Source organism: uncultured Aureimonas sp. (assembly GCF_913775355.1).
Lineage (GTDB): Bacteria > Pseudomonadota > Alphaproteobacteria > Rhizobiales > Rhizobiaceae > Aureimonas.
In genome coordinates, this window is the sequence record NZ_CAJYIU010000007.1 from 1 (window position 1) to 17,243 (window position 17,243).

Annotated in this window: 15 protein-coding genes; all 15 read left to right on the plus strand. The window is 70.7% G+C overall.

Annotation, left to right across the window (positions count from 1 at the left end; translation table 11 throughout):
• The coding region (gene pheT / locus QZ753_RS00575) for a phenylalanine--tRNA ligase subunit beta (RefSeq protein ID WP_294640246.1) at positions 1–2,386 on the plus strand (2,386 nt) is incomplete at its 5' end.
• 35 nt (positions 2,387–2,421) lie between these two features.
• Positions 2,422–3,408, plus strand: a complete 987-nt coding sequence (locus QZ753_RS00580; RefSeq protein ID WP_294640248.1) for a Gfo/Idh/MocA family oxidoreductase — start codon at positions 2,422–2,424, stop codon at positions 3,406–3,408.
• Between the two features lie 107 nt (positions 3,409–3,515).
• On the plus strand, positions 3,516–4,580 hold the full coding sequence (gene mepA / locus QZ753_RS00585; RefSeq protein WP_294640250.1) for a penicillin-insensitive murein endopeptidase: 1,065 nt from the start codon (positions 3,516–3,518) through the stop codon (positions 4,578–4,580).
• A gap of 97 nt (positions 4,581–4,677) precedes the next feature.
• The gene (locus QZ753_RS00590) at positions 4,678–5,703 is read left to right on the plus strand and encodes a glucokinase (RefSeq protein ID WP_294640252.1); all 1,026 of its coding nucleotides are present in this window, start codon (positions 4,678–4,680) and stop codon (positions 5,701–5,703) included.
• Between the two features lie 77 nt (positions 5,704–5,780).
• On the plus strand, positions 5,781–7,577 hold the full coding sequence (locus QZ753_RS00595; protein WP_294640268.1) for an ABC transporter ATP-binding protein: 1,797 nt from the start codon (positions 5,781–5,783) through the stop codon (positions 7,575–7,577).
• Positions 7,578–7,591: 14 nt separating this feature from the next.
• Complete coding sequence (gene dapB / locus QZ753_RS00600) at positions 7,592–8,404, plus strand: 4-hydroxy-tetrahydrodipicolinate reductase (RefSeq protein WP_294640254.1); 813 nt, start codon at positions 7,592–7,594, stop codon at positions 8,402–8,404.
• A 39-nt stretch (positions 8,405–8,443) separates the two neighbouring features.
• Entirely contained in the window at positions 8,444–9,064 is a 621-nt protein-coding gene (locus QZ753_RS00605) for a 2,3-bisphosphoglycerate-dependent phosphoglycerate mutase (RefSeq protein WP_090963680.1), read from the plus strand.
• Positions 9,065–9,224: 160 nt separating this feature from the next.
• Positions 9,225–10,238 carry a sulfate ABC transporter substrate-binding protein gene (locus tag QZ753_RS00610; RefSeq protein ID WP_294640258.1) on the plus strand — a complete coding sequence of 338 codons (1,014 nt, stop codon included), beginning with the start codon at positions 9,225–9,227 and terminating at the stop codon, positions 10,236–10,238.
• 221 nt (positions 10,239–10,459) lie between these two features.
• A complete protein-coding gene (gene cysT, locus QZ753_RS00615; RefSeq protein ID WP_294640260.1) occupies positions 10,460–11,353 on the plus strand; it encodes a sulfate ABC transporter permease subunit CysT in 894 nt (297 codons plus the stop codon).
• 25 nt (positions 11,354–11,378) lie between these two features.
• A complete protein-coding gene (cysW, locus tag QZ753_RS00620; protein WP_294640270.1) occupies positions 11,379–12,242 on the plus strand; it encodes a sulfate ABC transporter permease subunit CysW in 864 nt (287 codons plus the stop codon).
• Between the two features lie 18 nt (positions 12,243–12,260).
• Complete coding sequence (locus QZ753_RS00625; protein WP_294640261.1) at positions 12,261–13,289, plus strand: sulfate/molybdate ABC transporter ATP-binding protein; 1,029 nt, start codon at positions 12,261–12,263, stop codon at positions 13,287–13,289.
• A gap of 88 nt (positions 13,290–13,377) precedes the next feature.
• Positions 13,378–14,052, plus strand: coding sequence for a hypothetical protein (locus QZ753_RS00630; RefSeq protein WP_294640263.1), 675 nt, complete (start codon positions 13,378–13,380; stop codon positions 14,050–14,052).
• 214 nt (positions 14,053–14,266) lie between these two features.
• Positions 14,267–15,229: a dihydrodipicolinate synthase family protein gene (locus tag QZ753_RS00635; RefSeq protein WP_294640264.1), complete on the plus strand. Its 963-nt coding sequence runs from the start codon at positions 14,267–14,269 to the stop codon at positions 15,227–15,229.
• A gap of 24 nt (positions 15,230–15,253) precedes the next feature.
• Positions 15,254–16,504, plus strand: coding sequence for an FAD-binding oxidoreductase (locus tag QZ753_RS00640; RefSeq protein WP_294640266.1), 1,251 nt, complete (start codon positions 15,254–15,256; stop codon positions 16,502–16,504).
• Positions 16,505–16,512: 8 nt separating this feature from the next.
• Positions 16,513–17,243, plus strand: a 731-nt coding sequence (locus QZ753_RS00645) for a 4-hydroxyproline epimerase (RefSeq protein WP_294640267.1), incomplete at its 3' end; no start/stop codon positions are given.

A 17,243-nucleotide genomic window follows, 5' to 3' on the forward strand; every position in this document is an offset into this window, starting at 1 on the left:
TCACCTCGACACCGACGCCACCCTCGCCGAGATCACCGAGCGCCTCACCGCGATCGGCCTCGAGGTGGAATCGCTCGACGACAAGGCCGCCATGCGCGCCTTCACGATCGCCCGCGTGCTCGACGCGCGCCGCCATCCCGACGCCGACAAGCTGCAGGTGCTGACCGTCGTTGCCGGGCCCGCCGTCAACGAGGGCAAGCCGCTGCAGGTGGTTTGCGGCGCGCCGAACGCGCGCGCCGGCCTCGTCGGCGTTCTCGGCCTGCCCGGCACCTATGTGCCCGGCCTCGACGTGACGCTCGGCATCGGTAAGATCCGCGGCATCGAAAGCTTCGGCATGATGTGCTCGGAGCGCGAGCTCGAGCTGTCGGACGAGCACAACGGCATCATCGATCTGCCGGGCGACGCGCCGGTCGGCACGGCCTTTGCCGACTATGCCGGCCTCGCCGACCCGGTCATCGAGATCAACCTGACGCCCAACCGGCCGGACGCGACGAGCGTCCATGGCATCGCGCGCGATCTCGCGGCGTCGGGCCTCGGCACGCTGAAGGGCGGCGCGGTCGAGCCGGTTGCGGGCGAGGGCGCCTGCCCGGTGACGGTCCGGGTCGAGAGCGAGACCTGCCTTGGCTTTGCGCTGCGCCGCGTGTCGGGGGTGCAGAACGGTCCGTCGCCGGAGTGGATGCAGAAGCGGCTGAAGGCGATCGGCCTTCGCCCGATCAACGCGCTCGTCGACATCACCAATTACGTCACCTTCGACCGGGGCCGTCCGCTCCACGTCTTCGACGCGAAGAAGGTCGCGGGCGACCTTGTGGTCCGGCAGGCGGCGGAGGGCGAGGAAATCCTCGGCCTCGACGGGCGCACGCATACGCTGAACCCCAAGGTCTGCGTGATCGCCGACGACCGGGGCGCGGAATCGATCGCCGGCATCATGGGCGGCGAGCATTCGGGCTGCGATGAGGGCACCACCGACGTCCTCATCGAATCGGCGCTGTGGGAGCCGCTGGCGATCGCCCGCGCCGGCCGCGCGCTCGGCATCATCACCGATGCGCGCTACCGCTTCGAGCGCGGCGTCGACCCGGCCTTCATGGAGCCGGGGCTGGAGCTCGCGACGCGCCTCGTGATGGACCTGTGCGGCGGTACCCCGAGCGAGGTCGCCCTGACGCCGGCCCGCATCGAGACGCGCGACGCCATCCGTTTCCCCTTCTCCGAAGTCGAGCGCCTGACCGGCCTCACCGTCGAGCCCGCCCGCCAGGTCGAGATCCTGACGCGGCTCGGGTTCGAGGTCGACGAGCGGCCCGACCATGCCCTCGTCGTCGCTCCGTCCTGGCGTCCGGACATCGAGGGCAAGGCCGACCTCGTGGAGGAGGTCATGCGCCTCGTCGGCGTCGACAACATCGCGCCGCAGCCGCTGCCCGCGATTGCCGGCGTCAACGGCCGCGTGCTGACATCGCGGCAGGTTCGCGACCGCGCGGCGCGCCGGACGCTCGCCGCCCGCGGGCTGGCGGAGGCCGTCACCTATTCCTTCGTCTCGGCCGAGGCGGCGAAGGCCTTCGGCGGCGGCGAGGCGCACCTCAGCCTCGAGAACCCCATCGCGGCCGATCTGTCCGACATGCGCCCGTCGCTCCTACCGAACCTCCTGCAAGCGGCGCAGCGCAACGCGCAGCGGGGCTACGGCGATCTCGCGCTCTTCGAGGTCGCCTCGATCTACCGCTCCGACGAGCCGGACGGGCAGCGGCGCGTGGCCGGCGGCGTGCGCCGGGGCACGGCAGGCCATGCCGGCGCGGGCCGCGACTGGGCGGGTAACGCCGCGGCGGTCGGCGTCTTCGACGCCAAGGCCGACGCGCTGGCCGTCCTCGAAGCCGTCGGCGTGCCGGTCGAGCGGCTGCAGTTCGAGACGCCCGCAAGCCCCTGGTATCACCCGGGCCGCTCGGGACGCATCAAGCTCGGGCCCAAGACGGTGCTGGCCGAGTTCGGCGAGTTCCATCCGCGCGCCCTCAAGGCTCTGGGCGTCACCGGTTCGGTCGCCGGCTTCGAGGTGTTCCTCGACGAGGCGCCGGAGGGCAAGCGCAAGGCCACGCGCACCAAGCCCGTGCTGCAGCTTTCGGCCTTCCAGCCGGTGAAGCGCGACTTCGCCTTCGTGGTGGATCGCGGGGTCGAGGCGATCAAGCTGATACGGGCCGCGGAGGGCGCCGATCGCAAGCTGATCGGCGAGGTCCGCCTCTTCGACGTGTTCGAGGGCGCGGCGCTCGGGCCCGACGCCAAGTCGGTCGCGATCGAGGTCACGCTGAACCCGGCCGAGAAGACCCTGACCGACGAGGATCTCGAGGCGGCCTCGAAGAAGATCGTCGCGGCGGTGGAGAAGGCGACCGGCGGGCGCCTGCGCGCCTGACCGGACGGGAAGAAGCGACAAGGGGGAGGGGACGCATGCTGCGTTGGGGAATTCTGTCGGGTGCGAAGATCGCGCGCGAGCACGTCATACCGGCGCTCCTGAAGGCGGAGGGCTGCGTCGTGGAGGGCATCGCCAGCCGTGACGAGGCGCGGGCGCGCGAGCTCGCCCGTCACTTCGGCGCGCCGCGCGCCTTCGGCTCCTACGAGGCGCTTCTGGCCTCGCCCGACATCGACGCGGTCTATGTGCCGCTGCCGACCGCGCAACACGTGGAATGGGCGGTGAAGGCGGCGGACGCGGGCAAGCATGTCCTCGTCGAGAAGCCGCTGGCACTGCGCGCGGCCGACATCGCCCCCGTGATCGCCGCGCGCGACCGGGCGGGCGTGACGGTCGCCGAGGCCTTCATGGTGCGCCACCATCCGCAATGGGCGAAGGTCCGTGAATGGATCGCGGCCGGCCGGATCGGGCGCCTGCGCCACGTGCAGGGCGCGTTCTCCTACTTCAACGACGACCCCGGCAACATGCGCAACCAGCTCGATCTCGGCGGCGGCGCACTGCCCGACATCGGCGTCTATCCGGTGGTCGCGACGCGCCTCGTCACCGGCCTCGAGGGCCGGGCGGCGCGCGCGCGGATCGAGCGCGACACGCGCTTCGGCACCGACATCCTCGCCGAGTGCGAGGTCGAGTTCGAGGGCTTCCGCCTCAGCTTCTACGTCGCGACGCAGCTCGCCGCGCGCCAGACCCTGGTGTTCCACGGCACCGAGGGCTTCATCGAGGTCGACGCCCCCTTCAACGCCGGGCTCTACGCGCAGGCCGCCGTGCACTGCCACGACCGCGGGCACGCCCATGCCGAGACCGTGCGCTTCGGCGGCGTCGATCAGTACCGGCTGCAGGCCGAGGCCTTTGCGCGCGCGGTCGCCGGCTCGGGCGAGACGCTGTTCACGCTGGAGGAATCGGTGCTCAACCAGCGGGTGATCGACGCGTTCTACGCCTCCGCCGAGGCGGGCGCGGCGGTTCCCGTCTGATCCGCGCCATCCCCGCGCAAGCTCCAGGCCAAGCGCCGGCCTTAGTTTCGGCCGATCTGTCGGGCTGATCGCAGCCGAACGGAAGGGCTGTGCGCATGGCGGGATCGATGAAGCTGGGACGAGCGGTCGGACTGGGGCTGGCGCTTGGGTTGGCACTCGCGGGCGCGGCGCGGGCCGAGACCCCCGCGAAGGACCTGTTCTCGGCCGAGCACTTTCCCTCGGCCGCGCCGCCGCAGAGCATCGGCTTCTATTCCAAGGGGTGTCTGGCCGGCGGCATGGCGATGCCGAAGGACGGGCCGACCTGGCAGGTGATGAAGCCCTCGCGCGACCGCGCCTATGCCCATCCCGCCCTGATCAAGCTCCTGCAGCGCCTGTCGGTGGACGCCCGGCGCGAGGCCAACTGGCGCGGCCTCCTGTTCGGCGACATGGCGCAGCCGCGCGGCGGCCCGATGAAGGACGGCCACGCCTCGCACCAGATCGGCCTCGACGCCGACATCTACCTCACCGAGATGCCGAACCGCCGGCTGACGGACGACGAGCGCGACCACATGCCGTTGCCCTCCGTCATCGACCCGCGCACCCGCCACATCGACCTGAAGCGCTGGCGGCCCGAGATGATGAAGCTCATCCGTACCGCGGCTACCGAGCCGGAGGTCGAGCGGATCTTCGTGCATCCCGGCATCAAAGAGCAGCTCTGCAAGACGGCCGGCCGCGACCGGGCCTGGCTGAACAAGGTGCGGCCGATGTACGGCCACGACTACCACTTCCACGTGCGCATGGTGTGCCAGCCCGGCTCGCCCAACTGCCAGCCGCAGGAGCCGACCGTGAAGGGCGACGGCTGCGACAAGCTGGACTGGTGGTTCGACGTGGCGCTGCAGCCGCCCAAGCCGAGCGCCAAGCCCTACAAGAAGCCGCCTCCGATCTTCCTGTCGGCGCTGCCGCGCGCCTGCGCGGCCGTCCTGAAGCAGCCGGACGCCGCGGGCGCGCGGGCCGCCGCGCCGGTGCGGGCCGCGCCCGTGGCGGCTGCGGCCCCTGCGATGGCCGACGACGTCGACGGCAACGCGCCGATGGCGCCCGAGCCGGCGCCACGCGCCTCGGCCGCCCCGGTTCCGCCCGCCGCGGTGCCGGACGACGAGGGCTTCGCCATGCCGCGCATGCGCCCGGCCGGCTGAGCGGCCGGTCCCGGCAAAACGGGCTCCCGGCGGCCTTTTGCCGGATGGCGCCGGATGCTATGGCGCGAGGCTCCAGAAGGCGAGACGGAGGGTTTCCATGGGTTCGGCGAGCGAGGGCACCGACGGTCTCCGGTTTCCGATCCTGATCGGCGACATCGGCGGCACCAATGCGCGCTTCGCGCTCCTGCGCGACGCGCGAGCCGAGCCCGAGACCTTCCCGATCGTTCAGACCGCGGACTTTCCCAATATCGACGACGCCATCCGTGCCGCCGTCTTCCGCAACACCACTGAGCGCCCGGCGACGGCGGTGCTGGCCATCGCCGGCCCGGTGGACGGCGACGAGATCGACCTCACCAACTGCCCCTGGGTGGTGCGCCCGCGCACGCTGATCGCCGATCTCGGCTTCAGCGAGGTGCTCGTCCTCAACGATTTCGAGGCGCAGGCGCTCGCCGTCTCGGCGCTGCCCGAGAGCGGCCGGCAGGCGATCGGCGGCGGCACGGTGCGCGAGGGCGCGAGCCGCGTCGTGGTCGGCCCCGGCACGGGGCTCGGCGTCGGCGCACTCGTCCACGCCCGCGGCATGTGGATCCCGGTGGCGGGCGAGGGCGGCCATGTCGATCTGGGCGCGCGGACGGCGCGCGACCGCGAGATCTGGCCGCATCTGGAGACCATCGCCGGGCGCATCTCGGGCGAGCAGATCCTGTCCGGCCGCGGCCTCGTCAACCTCTACCGCGCGATCTGCTCGGCCGACGGGGTCGAGCCGACGCATCCGACGCCCGCCTCCGTGACCGAGGCCGCGCTCAACGGGCGCGACGGGCAGTCGGGCGAGGCGGTGCAGCTCTTCGCCGCATATCTCGGCCGCCTCGCGGGCGATCTCGCGCTTCTCTTCATGGCGCGCGGCGGGGTCTACATCGCCGGCGGCATCTTCCAGCGCATCATCCCGATCGTCCATGCGCCCGAGATGCGCGCCGCCTTCGACGACAAGGCGCCGCACGAGGCGCTGATGCGCGACATCCCGCTCTTCGTCATCACGCAGCCGCTCGCCGCGCTCGTCGGGCTCGCCGCCTATGCCCGCAGCCCGCAGGGCTACGGGCTCGAGACCGCCGGCCGGCGCTGGGTGGGGTGAGGCGGCCGCACCGCGAGCCCCGTAGGCATCCCGCCGCCGACGCGCTATAGAGCCGCCGAACGAGGTTGGTGGCGTTGATCGGAACCAAGAAGAGCCTGTCCCTGTCCGACGGGGCCGAGCGCGGCGAAGCGCTGCGGCTTCTCAGGCGCATCTTTGCCGAGAACGGGCGCGAGCACATCCGCGGCTATGCCTTCGCGAGCGTCTGCCTTGTGCTGGTGGCGCTGTCGACGGCCTTCCTCGCCTGGATCATGCGCGACGTGATCGACGAGATCTTCGTCGAGGGCAACCGCGCGGTCCTCTTCTCGCTGCCCTTCGCCGTGTTCCTGTCGTTCCTCGTGCGGGGGCTTGCCTCCTACGGGCAGGGCGTCGTTCTCGCGCGCATCGGCAACGACATCGTGGCGCGCTACCAGCGCCGCCTGTTCCGGCACCTCACCGAGCTTTCGGTCGACTTCTACGGCGAGAACCGCTCGGCCCAGCTCGCCGCGCGCATCAACCAGAACGTGACGGGCGTGCGCGAGACGCTGAACCTCACGGTCACCTCGATCGCGCGCGACCTCCTGACGCTGATCTTCCTGATCGGCGCGATGATCTGGCAGGACTGGGTCCTGTCGCTGATCGCGCTGACCGCCGGCCCGCCGATCGCGATCATGATCTCGAACCTCTCGCGCAAGCTGCGCAAGGCGACGCGCCAGTCGGTCGACCTCAACGCGCGGGTGCTGGGCTCCATGCAGGAGACCGCGCAAGGGATCCAGGTCGTGAAGGCCTTTACGATGGAGGAGCTCCTGCGCGAGCGGACCGAAGGTCTGATCCGGCAGGCCGAGGAACGCTCCAACCGCATCGCCGTCATCACCGAGCGTTCCGGGCCGGTGACCGAAACCGTGGCGGGCCTTGCGGTCGCCGCCGTGATCGCCTGGTCGGGCTACCGCTCGATCGTCTACGGCTATTCGCCGGGCGCGATGTTCGCCTTCATCACCGCGCTGCTTCTCGCCTACGATCCCGCCCGGCGCCTCGCGCGCCTGCAGGTGCAGCTCGAAAAGGCGCTGGTCAACGCGCGCATGATCTACGAGATCCTCGACGAGCCGCCGCGCCAGGCCGATGCTCCGGGTGCCGAGGCTCTGACGGTCACGCGCGGCGAGATCGTGTTCGAGGACGTGCGCTTCCGCTATCCCGGCGGCGAGGACGTCCTGCGCGGCATCGGCTTCACCGCGCCGGCGGGGCGGACCACGGCGCTGGTCGGCGCTTCCGGCGGCGGCAAGTCGACCGTCCTGGCGCTTCTGGAGCGCTTTTACGATCCGGCGGCCGGGCGCATCACGATCGACGGGCAGGACATCCGCGCCGTCACCAAGCATTCGCTGCGCACCAGGATTGCCTACGTCCCGCAGCAGCCGGTCCTCTTCGAGGGCACGATCCGCGACAACATCCGTTTCGGGCGCCCGGCCGCCTCCGACGCCGAAGTGGAGGAGGCGGCGCGCCGTGCGCAGGCCGAGGAGTTCATCCTCGCCCAGCCGCTCGGCTACGAGACGCCGGTCGGCGAGAGCGGCGCGACATTGTCGGGCGGCCAGCGCCAGCGCCTGTCGATCGCCCGCGCGCTCCTGCGCGACGCGCCGATCCTGGTACTGGACGAGGCGACCTCGGCGCTGGATTCGCGCTCCGAGGTGCTGGTTCAGCGGGCGCTGGAGGAGGCGATGCGCGGTCGCACCGTCCTCGTCGTCGCGCACCGCCTCTCGACGATCGTCGGAGCCGACCAGATCCTCGTCGTTGATCGCGGCCGCATCGCGGAGGGCGGCACCCATGCCGAGCTGAGCCGCCGGCCGAACGGATTGTATGCCCGCTTCCACGCGCTCCAGTCGGGCGCGGGCGAGACGGTGGACTGAAGGGAAGACGGGCGATGGACGCGATGCGGCTGGTGATCCTCGGGGCGGGCGGGCGCATGGGCAGGACGCTGGTGCGTCTCGCCTCCGAGGCGCCGGAGTTCGCGGTCGCCGCCGCCGTGGAGCGGCCGGGCTCGGCCCATCTCGGGGAGGATGCCGGCACGCTCGCCGGGGTCGCCGCGCTCGGTGTCCCCGTGTCGGACGACCTCGAGGCCGCGCTGCGCGAGGCCGACGGCGTGATCGACTTCACCGCGCCCGCCGCCAGCGTGGCGCTGGCGCTTCAGACGGCGCGTCGCGGGCTGGTGCACGTCATCGGCACCACGGGCTGCTCGACCGAGGACGATGCGGCGATCGCGGTGGCGGGGTGCGATGGCGCGCGGATCGTCAAGTCCGGCAACATGAGCCTCGGGGTCAATCTCCTGTCGGTGCTCGTCGAGCAGGCGGCGCGTGCGCTGGGGCCCGACACCTTCGATCTCGAGATCCTGGAAATGCACCACCGCCACAAGGTCGATGCGCCCTCCGGCACCGCGCTCCTCCTCGGTCAGGCGGCCGCGGCGGGGCGCGGGATCGATCTCGCCGACCGGTCGGTGCGCGTGCGCGACGGCCACACCGGAGCGCGCCCGGCGGGTGCGATCGGCTTCGCGACGCTGCGCGGCGGCTCGGTGGTCGGCGACCACGAGGTGATCCTGGCCGGCGAAGGCGAGCGCATCACGCTGAAGCACCACGCCGAGGACCGCGCGATCTTCGCGCGCGGGGCGCTGCGCGCCGCGCTCTGGGCGCGAAGCCAGCCGCCGGGCCTCTACTCGATGCGCGACGTCCTCGGTCTCTGATCCTTTTCCTCCGTCCTCAAGCCAAGGGAGCCAAAGCCCATGTCCCGTACCCTCGTCCTCGTCCGCCACGGGCAGAGCGAATGGAACCTCAAGAACCTCTTCACTGGCTGGCGCGACCCAGACCTGACGGAGCTCGGCGTCGAGGAGGCGCGCGCCGCCGGCCGTCGCCTGAAGGATGCGGGCCTGCGCTTCGATGTCGCCTTCACGAGCGTCCTGTCGCGCGCCCAGCGCACGCTCGCCCTCATCGAAGGTGAGCTCGGGCAGGGCCCGATCGAGACGCATCGCGACCAGGCGCTGAACGAGCGCGACTACGGCGACCTGTCGGGCCTCAACAAGGACGACGCCCGCGCCAAGTGGGGCGAGGATCAGGTCCATGTCTGGCGCCGGTCCTACGACGTGCCGCCGCCGGGCGGCGAAAGCCTCAAGGACACCGGCGCGCGCGTCTGGCCCTACTACATACATCGCATCCAGCCGAAGGTACTGTCGGGCGGCACCGTGATCGTCGCCGCCCACGGCAATTCGCTGCGCGCCCTCATCATGGCGCTCGACGGGCTGACGGGCGAGGAGATCGTCGCGCAGGAACTCGCGACCGGCGTGCCCATCGTCTACCGGCTCAACGCCGATTCATCGGTCGCCTCGAAGGACGTCCTCGCCGGCTGACCGCCGGCACACGGGATCGGCGGCGTCCGCCGCCGATCCGCGACATCGAATTGTCCATAACGTGACCGGATTTAGTAGATCGTTCCTGTTCCCGACCGTTCGGGGGCTCTAGCTTCAACGCATCGAAGCCCGGGCTCCGGCCGGAAAGGAACCCCCGCGAATGCGTCTGTCCCTGTCGCTTGGAATTGCCGCCGCCACCCTGATGGCGCTCAGCCTGCCGGTCTCGGCCCAGACCCTTCTCAACGTCTCCTACGATCCGACGCGCGAACTCTACCGCGACTTCAACGCCGCCTTCGCCGCCCACCAGAAGGCGGACGGCAAGGACGCCCCGACGGTGCGCATGTCGCACGGCGGCTCGGGCGCGCAGGCGCGCACCGTGATCGACGGCCTCGATGCCGACGTCGTGACGCTCGCCCTACAGGCCGACATCGACGCCATCGCCAAGGCAACGAAGAAGATCCCCGACAACTGGCGCACGCTCCTGCCGCACAACTCCTCGCCCTACACGTCGACGATCGTGTTCCTGGTGCGCAAGGGCAACCCGAAGGCGATCAACGACTGGGGCGACCTCGTGAAGGACGGCGTCCAGGTCATCACGCCGAACCCGAAGACGTCCGGCGGCGCACGCTGGAACTATCTGGCCGCCTGGGCTTGGGCGAACAAGCAGTACGGCGGCGACGCGGAGAAGGTGAAGGGCTTCGTCGGCGACGTCTATCGCCACGTCCCGGTGCTCGATACCGGCGCGCGCGGCTCCACCACCACCTTCGTCCAGCGCGGCATCGGCGACGTGCTGCTCGCCTGGGAGAACGAGGCGTTCCTGGCGCTCGAGGAACTCGGTCCCGACCAGTTCGAGATCAAGGTGCCCTCGATCTCCATCCTCGCCGAGCCGCCGGTGGCCCTGGTGCCTGGCAACACCGACACCAAGGGCACGACCGAGGTGGCGAAGGCCTATCTCGACTACCTCTACTCGCCGGAGGGCCAGACCATCTCGGCCAAGCACTACTACCGCCCGTCCGAGCCCGAGAAGGTGACCGACAAGGCGCTGCTGGAGCGCTTTCCGAAGATCGATCTCGTGAAGATCGACGATGCGCAGTTCGGCGGATGGGCGAAGGTCCAGCCCGAGCACTTCGGCGACGGCGGCATCTTCGACCAGATCTACAAGCCCGCCAACTGAGGCGCGCAAAAGCCCTCGGCATCAGGGCCTGACGATCCCCGGCGCCTCGGGCATCCTCCCATCCCGGTGCGCGCCCCGGTCCCGCCGCTCCCGGCGGCGGAGCCGTTCCCGTGCCGCCGGATGATCGGCGCGGCAAGCCGGCGGTATCGCCGCGCGGCTTGCCGCGCTATTTTGCCACCCACGCGCCCGCCACCTCCAGCCGACGTCTCGTCAGGAACCGCATGGCTTCGACCACCGCTGATCGCCCGGCCTTTCACTTCCGCCAACCGAGCGTCGTGCCGGGCTTCGGCCTGTCGCTCGGGGTGACGCTCGCCTATCTCAGCCTCATCGTGCTCCTGCCGCTGTCGGCGCTGGCGGTGCGCGCGGCCGGGCTCGGCCTTTCCGATTTCCTGGCGCTGGCGAGCGACCGGCGCGTCGTCTCGGCGCTGACCCTGTCGTTCGGCGCCTCGCTAGTCTCGGCCGTCATCAACGCCGTGTTCGGCCTGCTCCTCGCCTGGGTGCTCGTGCGCTACCGCTTTCCCGGCAAGCGGCTGGTGGATGCGGCGATCGACCTGCCGTTCGCACTGCCGACAGCCGTCGCCGGCATCGCGCTGACCGCGCTCTACGCGCCGAACGGCTGGGTCGGCTCCCTGTTCGCGCCGGGCGGCCTCTTCGCGCCGCTGTTCGGCGAGGGGGGCCTTCGCATCGCCTATTCGCCGCTCGGCGTCATCGTGGCGCTGACCTTCGTGTCCTTGCCCTTCGTGGTGCGCACGGTGCAGCCGGTGCTGGAGGAGATGGACACCGAGCTCGAGCAGGCGGCCGCGACGCTGGGTGCTAACCGCTTCCAGACCGTATTCCGCGTCGTGCTGCCGACCGTCACGCCGGCGCTCCTCACCGGCTTCGCGCTGGCGCTCGCGCGCTCCATCGGCGAATACGGCTCGGTGATCTTCATCGCCGGCAACATCCCCTACGTGTCGGAGATCGCGCCGCTTCTGATCGTGATCCGGTTGGAGGAGTTCAACTATGCCGGCGCGACGGCGGTGGCTTCGCTGATGCTGATCTTCTCCTTCGCGATCCTGCTCGCGATCAACATCATCCAGACCTGGAGCCGCCGGAGGTATGGCCTTGGCGCTTGATACGACCCTCGAGGCCGCGCCGCCCGTGGAGACCGTGCGCTCCCGCCGGCCCTCGCCGACCGACGAGAGCCCCGCCGTCAAGTGGACGCTGATCGCGGTGGCCATGCTGTTCCTGGCGCTGGTCCTGTTCCTGCCGCTGGTCGCCGTGTTCGTGGAGGCGCTGCGCGGCGGCGTCGACGCCTTCCGGCAGGCGATCACCGACCCGGACGCGCTTGCCGCGATCAAGCTGACGCTGACCGTCGCCGCGATCGCCGTGCCGGTGAACCTCGTCTTCGGCCTGTGTGCCGCCTGGGCGATCGCCAAATTCGAGTTCAAGGGCAAGACGCTGCTGACGACGCTGATCGACCTGCCCTTCTCGGTCTCGCCGGTGATCGCGGGTCTCGTCTTCGTGCTCCTATTCGGCGCGCAGGGCTATTTCCACTGGATGGTGCAGGCGACCGGCATTCCGATCGTCTTCGCGCTGCCGGGCATCGTGCTCGCCACCGTGTTCGTCACGCTGCCCTTCGTCGCGCGCGAACTGATCCCGCTGATGCAGGAACAGGGCACGGGCGACGAGGAGGCGGCGATCTCGCTGGGGGCCACCGGCTGGCAGACCTTCCGGCGCGTGACGCTGCCCAACGTGAAATGGGCGCTCCTCTACGGGGTGCTCCTTTGCAACGCGCGCGCCATGGGCGAGTTCGGGGCGGTGGCCGTCATCTCCGGCAAGATCCGGGGCGAGACGAACACGATGCCGCTCCATGTCGAGATTCTCTACAACGAGTACGCCTTCTCGGCAGCCTTCGCCGTGGCGACGCTGCTCGCCATGCTGGCGCTCGTGACCCTCTGCCTCAAGACCTTCCTCGAATGGCGCTATGCCGGCGACATCAAGGCCAGCCGCGGCGGCCACTGACATGACGGATCACCACTGATGAAGATCGGCGTCCGCAATATCCGCAAGGAATTCGACCGCTATCCCGCGCTCCACGACGTGTCGCTCGACATCCGCTCGGGCGAACTGATCGCGCTGCTCGGGCCGTCCGGCTCCGGCAAGACGACGCTGCTCCGCCTCATCGCGGGGCTCGAGTTCCCGACCGCGGGCCAGATCCTGTTCGGCGACGAGGACGCGTCGGGCAAGAGCGTGCAGGAGCGCAACGTCGGCTTCGTGTTCCAGCACTATGCCCTGTTCAAGCACATGACGGTCGCCGACAATATCGGCTTCGGCCTGTCGGTGCGCGAGCGGGCCACGCGGCCCCCGGCCGCCGAGATCAGGCGGCGCGTCGAGGAGCTTCTGGAACTCATCCAGTTGCCCGACCTCGGCAAGCGCTACCCGATGCAGCTGTCCGGCGGCCAGCGCCAGCGCGTCGCGCTCGCCCGCGCGCTCGCGATCGAGCCGAAGGTGCTGCTTCTCGACGAGCCCTTCGGGGCGCTCGACGCCAAGGTGCGCAAGGACCTGCGCCGCTGGCTGCGCGAGCTGCACGACCGCACCGGGCACACCACGGTCTTCGTCACCCACGACCAGGACGAGGCGGTGGAACTCGCCGACCGCGTCGTCGTCATGAGTCAGGGGCGGATCGAGCAGGTGGGGTCCGCCGACGACATCTACGACCGGCCGCAGAGCCCCTTCGTCTTCTCCTTCATCGGCCAGTCGAACGAGCTGCCCGTCGAGGTGCGCGGCGGCGAGATCGCGTTTGCCGGCGTGCCGCTCGGGCGCACCGATGCGCGCGACGGGTCCTGGCGCATGTTCGTGCGCCCGCATGACTTCGAGGTGCTGGAGCCGAGCGCGCGCGGCCTCTCCGGCCAGATCGCGCTCACGCGGCGCGTCGGCGGTGCGCGCATGGCCGAGTTCAACCTCACCAACCCCGCGCGCCGGATCGAGGTGGAACTGCCCGCCCATGCGCCGAGCGAGACCGGCACGCCGATCACCGTGATCCCGAAGCGCTGGCAGCTCTTCGCCTGAGCCCCCCTAGCGGCGCGACATCGCGCCGCCTGCCGGGCCGGACCGTCGCCGCCCATCTTCCGCCCGTGCGAGCGAGGGGAGGGGGCGATTGAGCGAGGACGAGCTGTCCGAACTGATCCGGGACTGCCCGGTCCTCTACCACATGGCGGTCGCCGGCTCCTGGCCGTCGATCCGGCAGCACGGGCTCTGGGGCACCAGCGCGCTGCTCGACCTCTTCGAGGTTGCGGACGACATGCGGCGGGCGCTGGAGGCGCGGCGGCCGGCCTCGGTCGAAATCCGCCATGCCCGGCTTGGGCGGGCGGTGATCCGCGACCAGAAGCCGATGAGCGACCGGAGCCTCGCCGCCTGCCTCGAGGACGGGCTGGCGCCAGCGGACTGGTATGCGATCCTCAACGCACACGCCTTCTTCTCGCTGACCCGGAGCCGCCTCCTGCGGATGCTGAACGCCGGCTCCTATCGCGACGCGGCGCACGACGTGATCGAGGCGGACACGGCCTCGCTCATTGCCGCCCATCGTGGGCGCATCCGGCTTTCGGCGATCAATTCGGGTTTCGCCCAGCGCCGCGCCGCCTCGCGCGGTCGCTCGACCTTCTCGCCGATCGCCGACTATCCCTATGCCGCGTGGCGCCGGAAACGCGCGCGCAGCGAGCGCGTCGTGGAGCTCGCCGTCACGCCGGGGGTGCCCGACATCGCTGCCCACGCGCGGCGCGTCGTGCGGATGCGTGGCAGCGACGAACTCGAGACGCTCTGGACGCGGGATTGAGCCGGCTGGCGCGCGGCCGACACGTGCCGATCGCCCGGGGCGCTGGACGCCGCACCGCCGCCATCCTCGCCGGCAAGAAGGACGGGAGGCACGCGCTCGGCGACCTTCTCCGATCTCGCGCAAAACCTGTCGACAAATAAAATACAAGATGCTACGAGGGGTCATGAGGCGCGATCGAGCCGTCGCGCCGGCCCGAACCTTCAGGAGCCTTGCGATGTCTTCGTCCGTCTTCTCCGGCGTGATCCCCGCTCTCATGACCCCGTGCAAGCCGGACCGCGCGCCGGACTTCGACGCACTTGTTGCCTCGGGCCAGCGCATGATCGCCGCGGGCATGTCGGCGGTCGTCTACTGCGGATCGATGGGCGACTGGCCGCTCCTCACCGACGCGCAGCGCATGGAAGGCGTCGAGCGTCTCGTGAAGGCCGGCGTGCCGGTGATCGTCGGCACCGGCGCTGTCAACACGGCCTCTGCCGTTGCCCACGCCGCACACGCCGCCAAGGTCGGCGCCAAGGGCCTGATGGTCATCCCGCGCGTCCTGTCGCGCGGCACGGTGCCGGCCGCCCAGAAGGCGCACTTCAAGGCCGTGCTGTCCGCCGCGCCCGAGCTGCCGGCGGTCATCTACAACAGCCCGTACTACGGCTACGCCACCAAGGCCGACCTCTTCTTCGCCCTGCGCGCCGAGCACCCGAACCTCGTCGGCTTCAAGGAGTTCGGCGGTCCGGACGACCTGCGCTACGCCGCCGAGCACATCACCAGCCGCGACGACGGCGTGACCCTGATGGTCGGCGTCGACACCGCGGTGGTCCACGGCTTCGTCAACTGCGGCGCGACCGGCGCCATCACCGGCATCGGCAACGTCCTGCCGCGCGAGGTGCTGCATCTGTGCGCGCTCGCCCAGGCCGCTGCCAAGGGCGATGCCGACGCGCGCCGCCAGGCGCTCGAGCTGGAAGGGGCGCTCGCCGTCCTCTCCTCGTTCGACGAGGGGCCGGACCTCGTCCTCTATTTTAAGCACCTGATGGTGCTGAAGGGGCATGGCGAGTTCGCGCTGCAGTTCAACGAGACCGACGTCCTGTCGGATTCGCAGCGCGGTTTCGCCGAGGCGCAGCTGAAGCTCTTCGACGCCTGGTATGCGAGCTGGTCGAAGACCGCCTCCCACGCGCCGCGCCTTGCGGCCTGACGGCTGCGAGGGCATAGCTCGGCCATGAACGAGGCAGTGCAGCCGGATATCATCGTGATCGGGGCCGGCGTCGTCGGCCTCTCCGCGGCGCTCGCGCTCCAGGCGCGGGGCCGTCGGGTCGCGGTCGTCGACCGCGAGGGGCCGGCGGCGGGGGCGTCCGCTGGCAATGCCGGCGCCTTCGCCTTCACCGACATCCTGCCGCTCGCCTCGCCCGGCCTGATGCGCAAGGCGCCGCGCTGGCTGCTCGACCCGCTCGGGCCGCTTTCCGTGCCGCCGTCTTACGCGCTTCGCATCGCGCCCTGGATGCTGCGCGTGGCGCAGGCCTGCTCGCCGTCGCGCGTGGAAGCCGCGACCGCCGCCCAGACCGCCCTCATGGATCTTTCCAAGGCCGAGCTCGAGCCCTTCCTCGCCGCCACCGGCACGCTGCCGATGCTGCGCCGGGAGGGCAATCTCGAGGTGTTCGAGAACGAGGCGGAATGGCGGGCCTCCTTGCCCGGCTGGGACGCGCGCGAGCGCCACGGCATCGAGTTCCGCCACATGAGCGCGACCGAGATGGCCGAGGTGCAGCCCGGCATTGCGCCGCGCTTCGTGCGCGGCACCTTCACGCCCGGCTGGTTCTCGATCGCCGATCCGAAGCTCTACGTCCTCGCGCTCGCCGAACGCTTCCGCGAAAACGGCGGTACGATCGAGACGGCTGACGTGCGCGCCCTCCTGCCGGACGCCGCCGGCGTGACGCTCGACACCAGCGATGGGCCCCGCCGCGCCGCCGACGTCGTCGTGGCGGCCGGTGCGTTCTCGCACAGGATCGCCGCGACCGTCGGCGAGCGCGTGCCGCTCGAGACCGAACGCGGCTACAACACGACGCTGCCGGGCGACGCCTTCGACCTGCGCACGCAGGTGACCTTCGGCGGCCACGGCTTCGTGGTGACGCGGCTCTCCACCGGCATCCGCGTCGGCGGGGCGGTGGAACTCGGCGGCCTCCGGCTGAAGCCGAACTTCAAGCGCTCGGACGCGATGCTTGCCAAGGCGAAGAGCTTCCTGCCCGGGCTGAAGACGACCGGCGGCCGGCAGTGGATGGGCTTCCGCCCGTCGCTGCCCGACTCGCTTCCCGCCATCGGCTTCTCGCGCGGCAGCCGGCGCGTCGTCCATGCCTTCGGCCACGGCCATCTCGGTCTCACCCAGTCGGCCGGCACCGCCCGGATCGTCGCCGACCTCCTGACCGGCCGGGCCCCGCCGGTCGATCTCGCTCCCTTCTCCCCCCAGCGTTTCGCTTGAGGCGTTCCATGGCATCGCGCACCTTCTCCTGCCTCGACGGTCACACCTGCGGCAATCCGGTCCGCCTCGTCTCCGGCGGCGGTCCGGTGCTGCAGGGCGCGACCATGCTGGAGAAGCGGGCGCATTTCCTGGAGCAATACGACTGGATCCGCACCGGCCTGATGTTCGAGCCGCGCGGCCACGACATGATGTCGGGATCGATCCTCTATCCGCCGACGAGGCCGGACTGCGACGTCGGCGTCCTCTTCATCGAGACGAGCGGATGTCTGCCGATGTGCGGCCACGGCCTCATCGGCACCGTGACCATGGCGATCGAGAACGGGCTGGTGACGCCGCGCGAGGAGGGACGCCTAGCCGTCGACGCCCCGGCCGGCCGGGTCGACGTGACCTACCGGCAGGAGGGCCGCTTCGTCGAGGAGGTGCGCCTTCGCAACGTGCCGGGCTTCCTCCATTCGGAAGGCCTGACGGCCGAGGTGGAGGGTCTCGGCGAGGTGGTGGTGGACGTCGCCTACGGCGGCAACTTCTACGCCATCGTCGAGCCGCAGACGGTCTTCCGCGACATGGCGGACTTCACGGCCGGCGAGCTCGTCGGCTTCTCGCCGAAGCTGCGCAAGGCTCTCAACGAGAAGTACGAGTTCGTCCATCCCGAGCACCCGGCGATCCGCGGCCTCAGCCACATCCTGTGGACCGGTGCGCCGCGCCACGAGGAGGCGCACGCGCGCAACGCCGTGTTCTACGG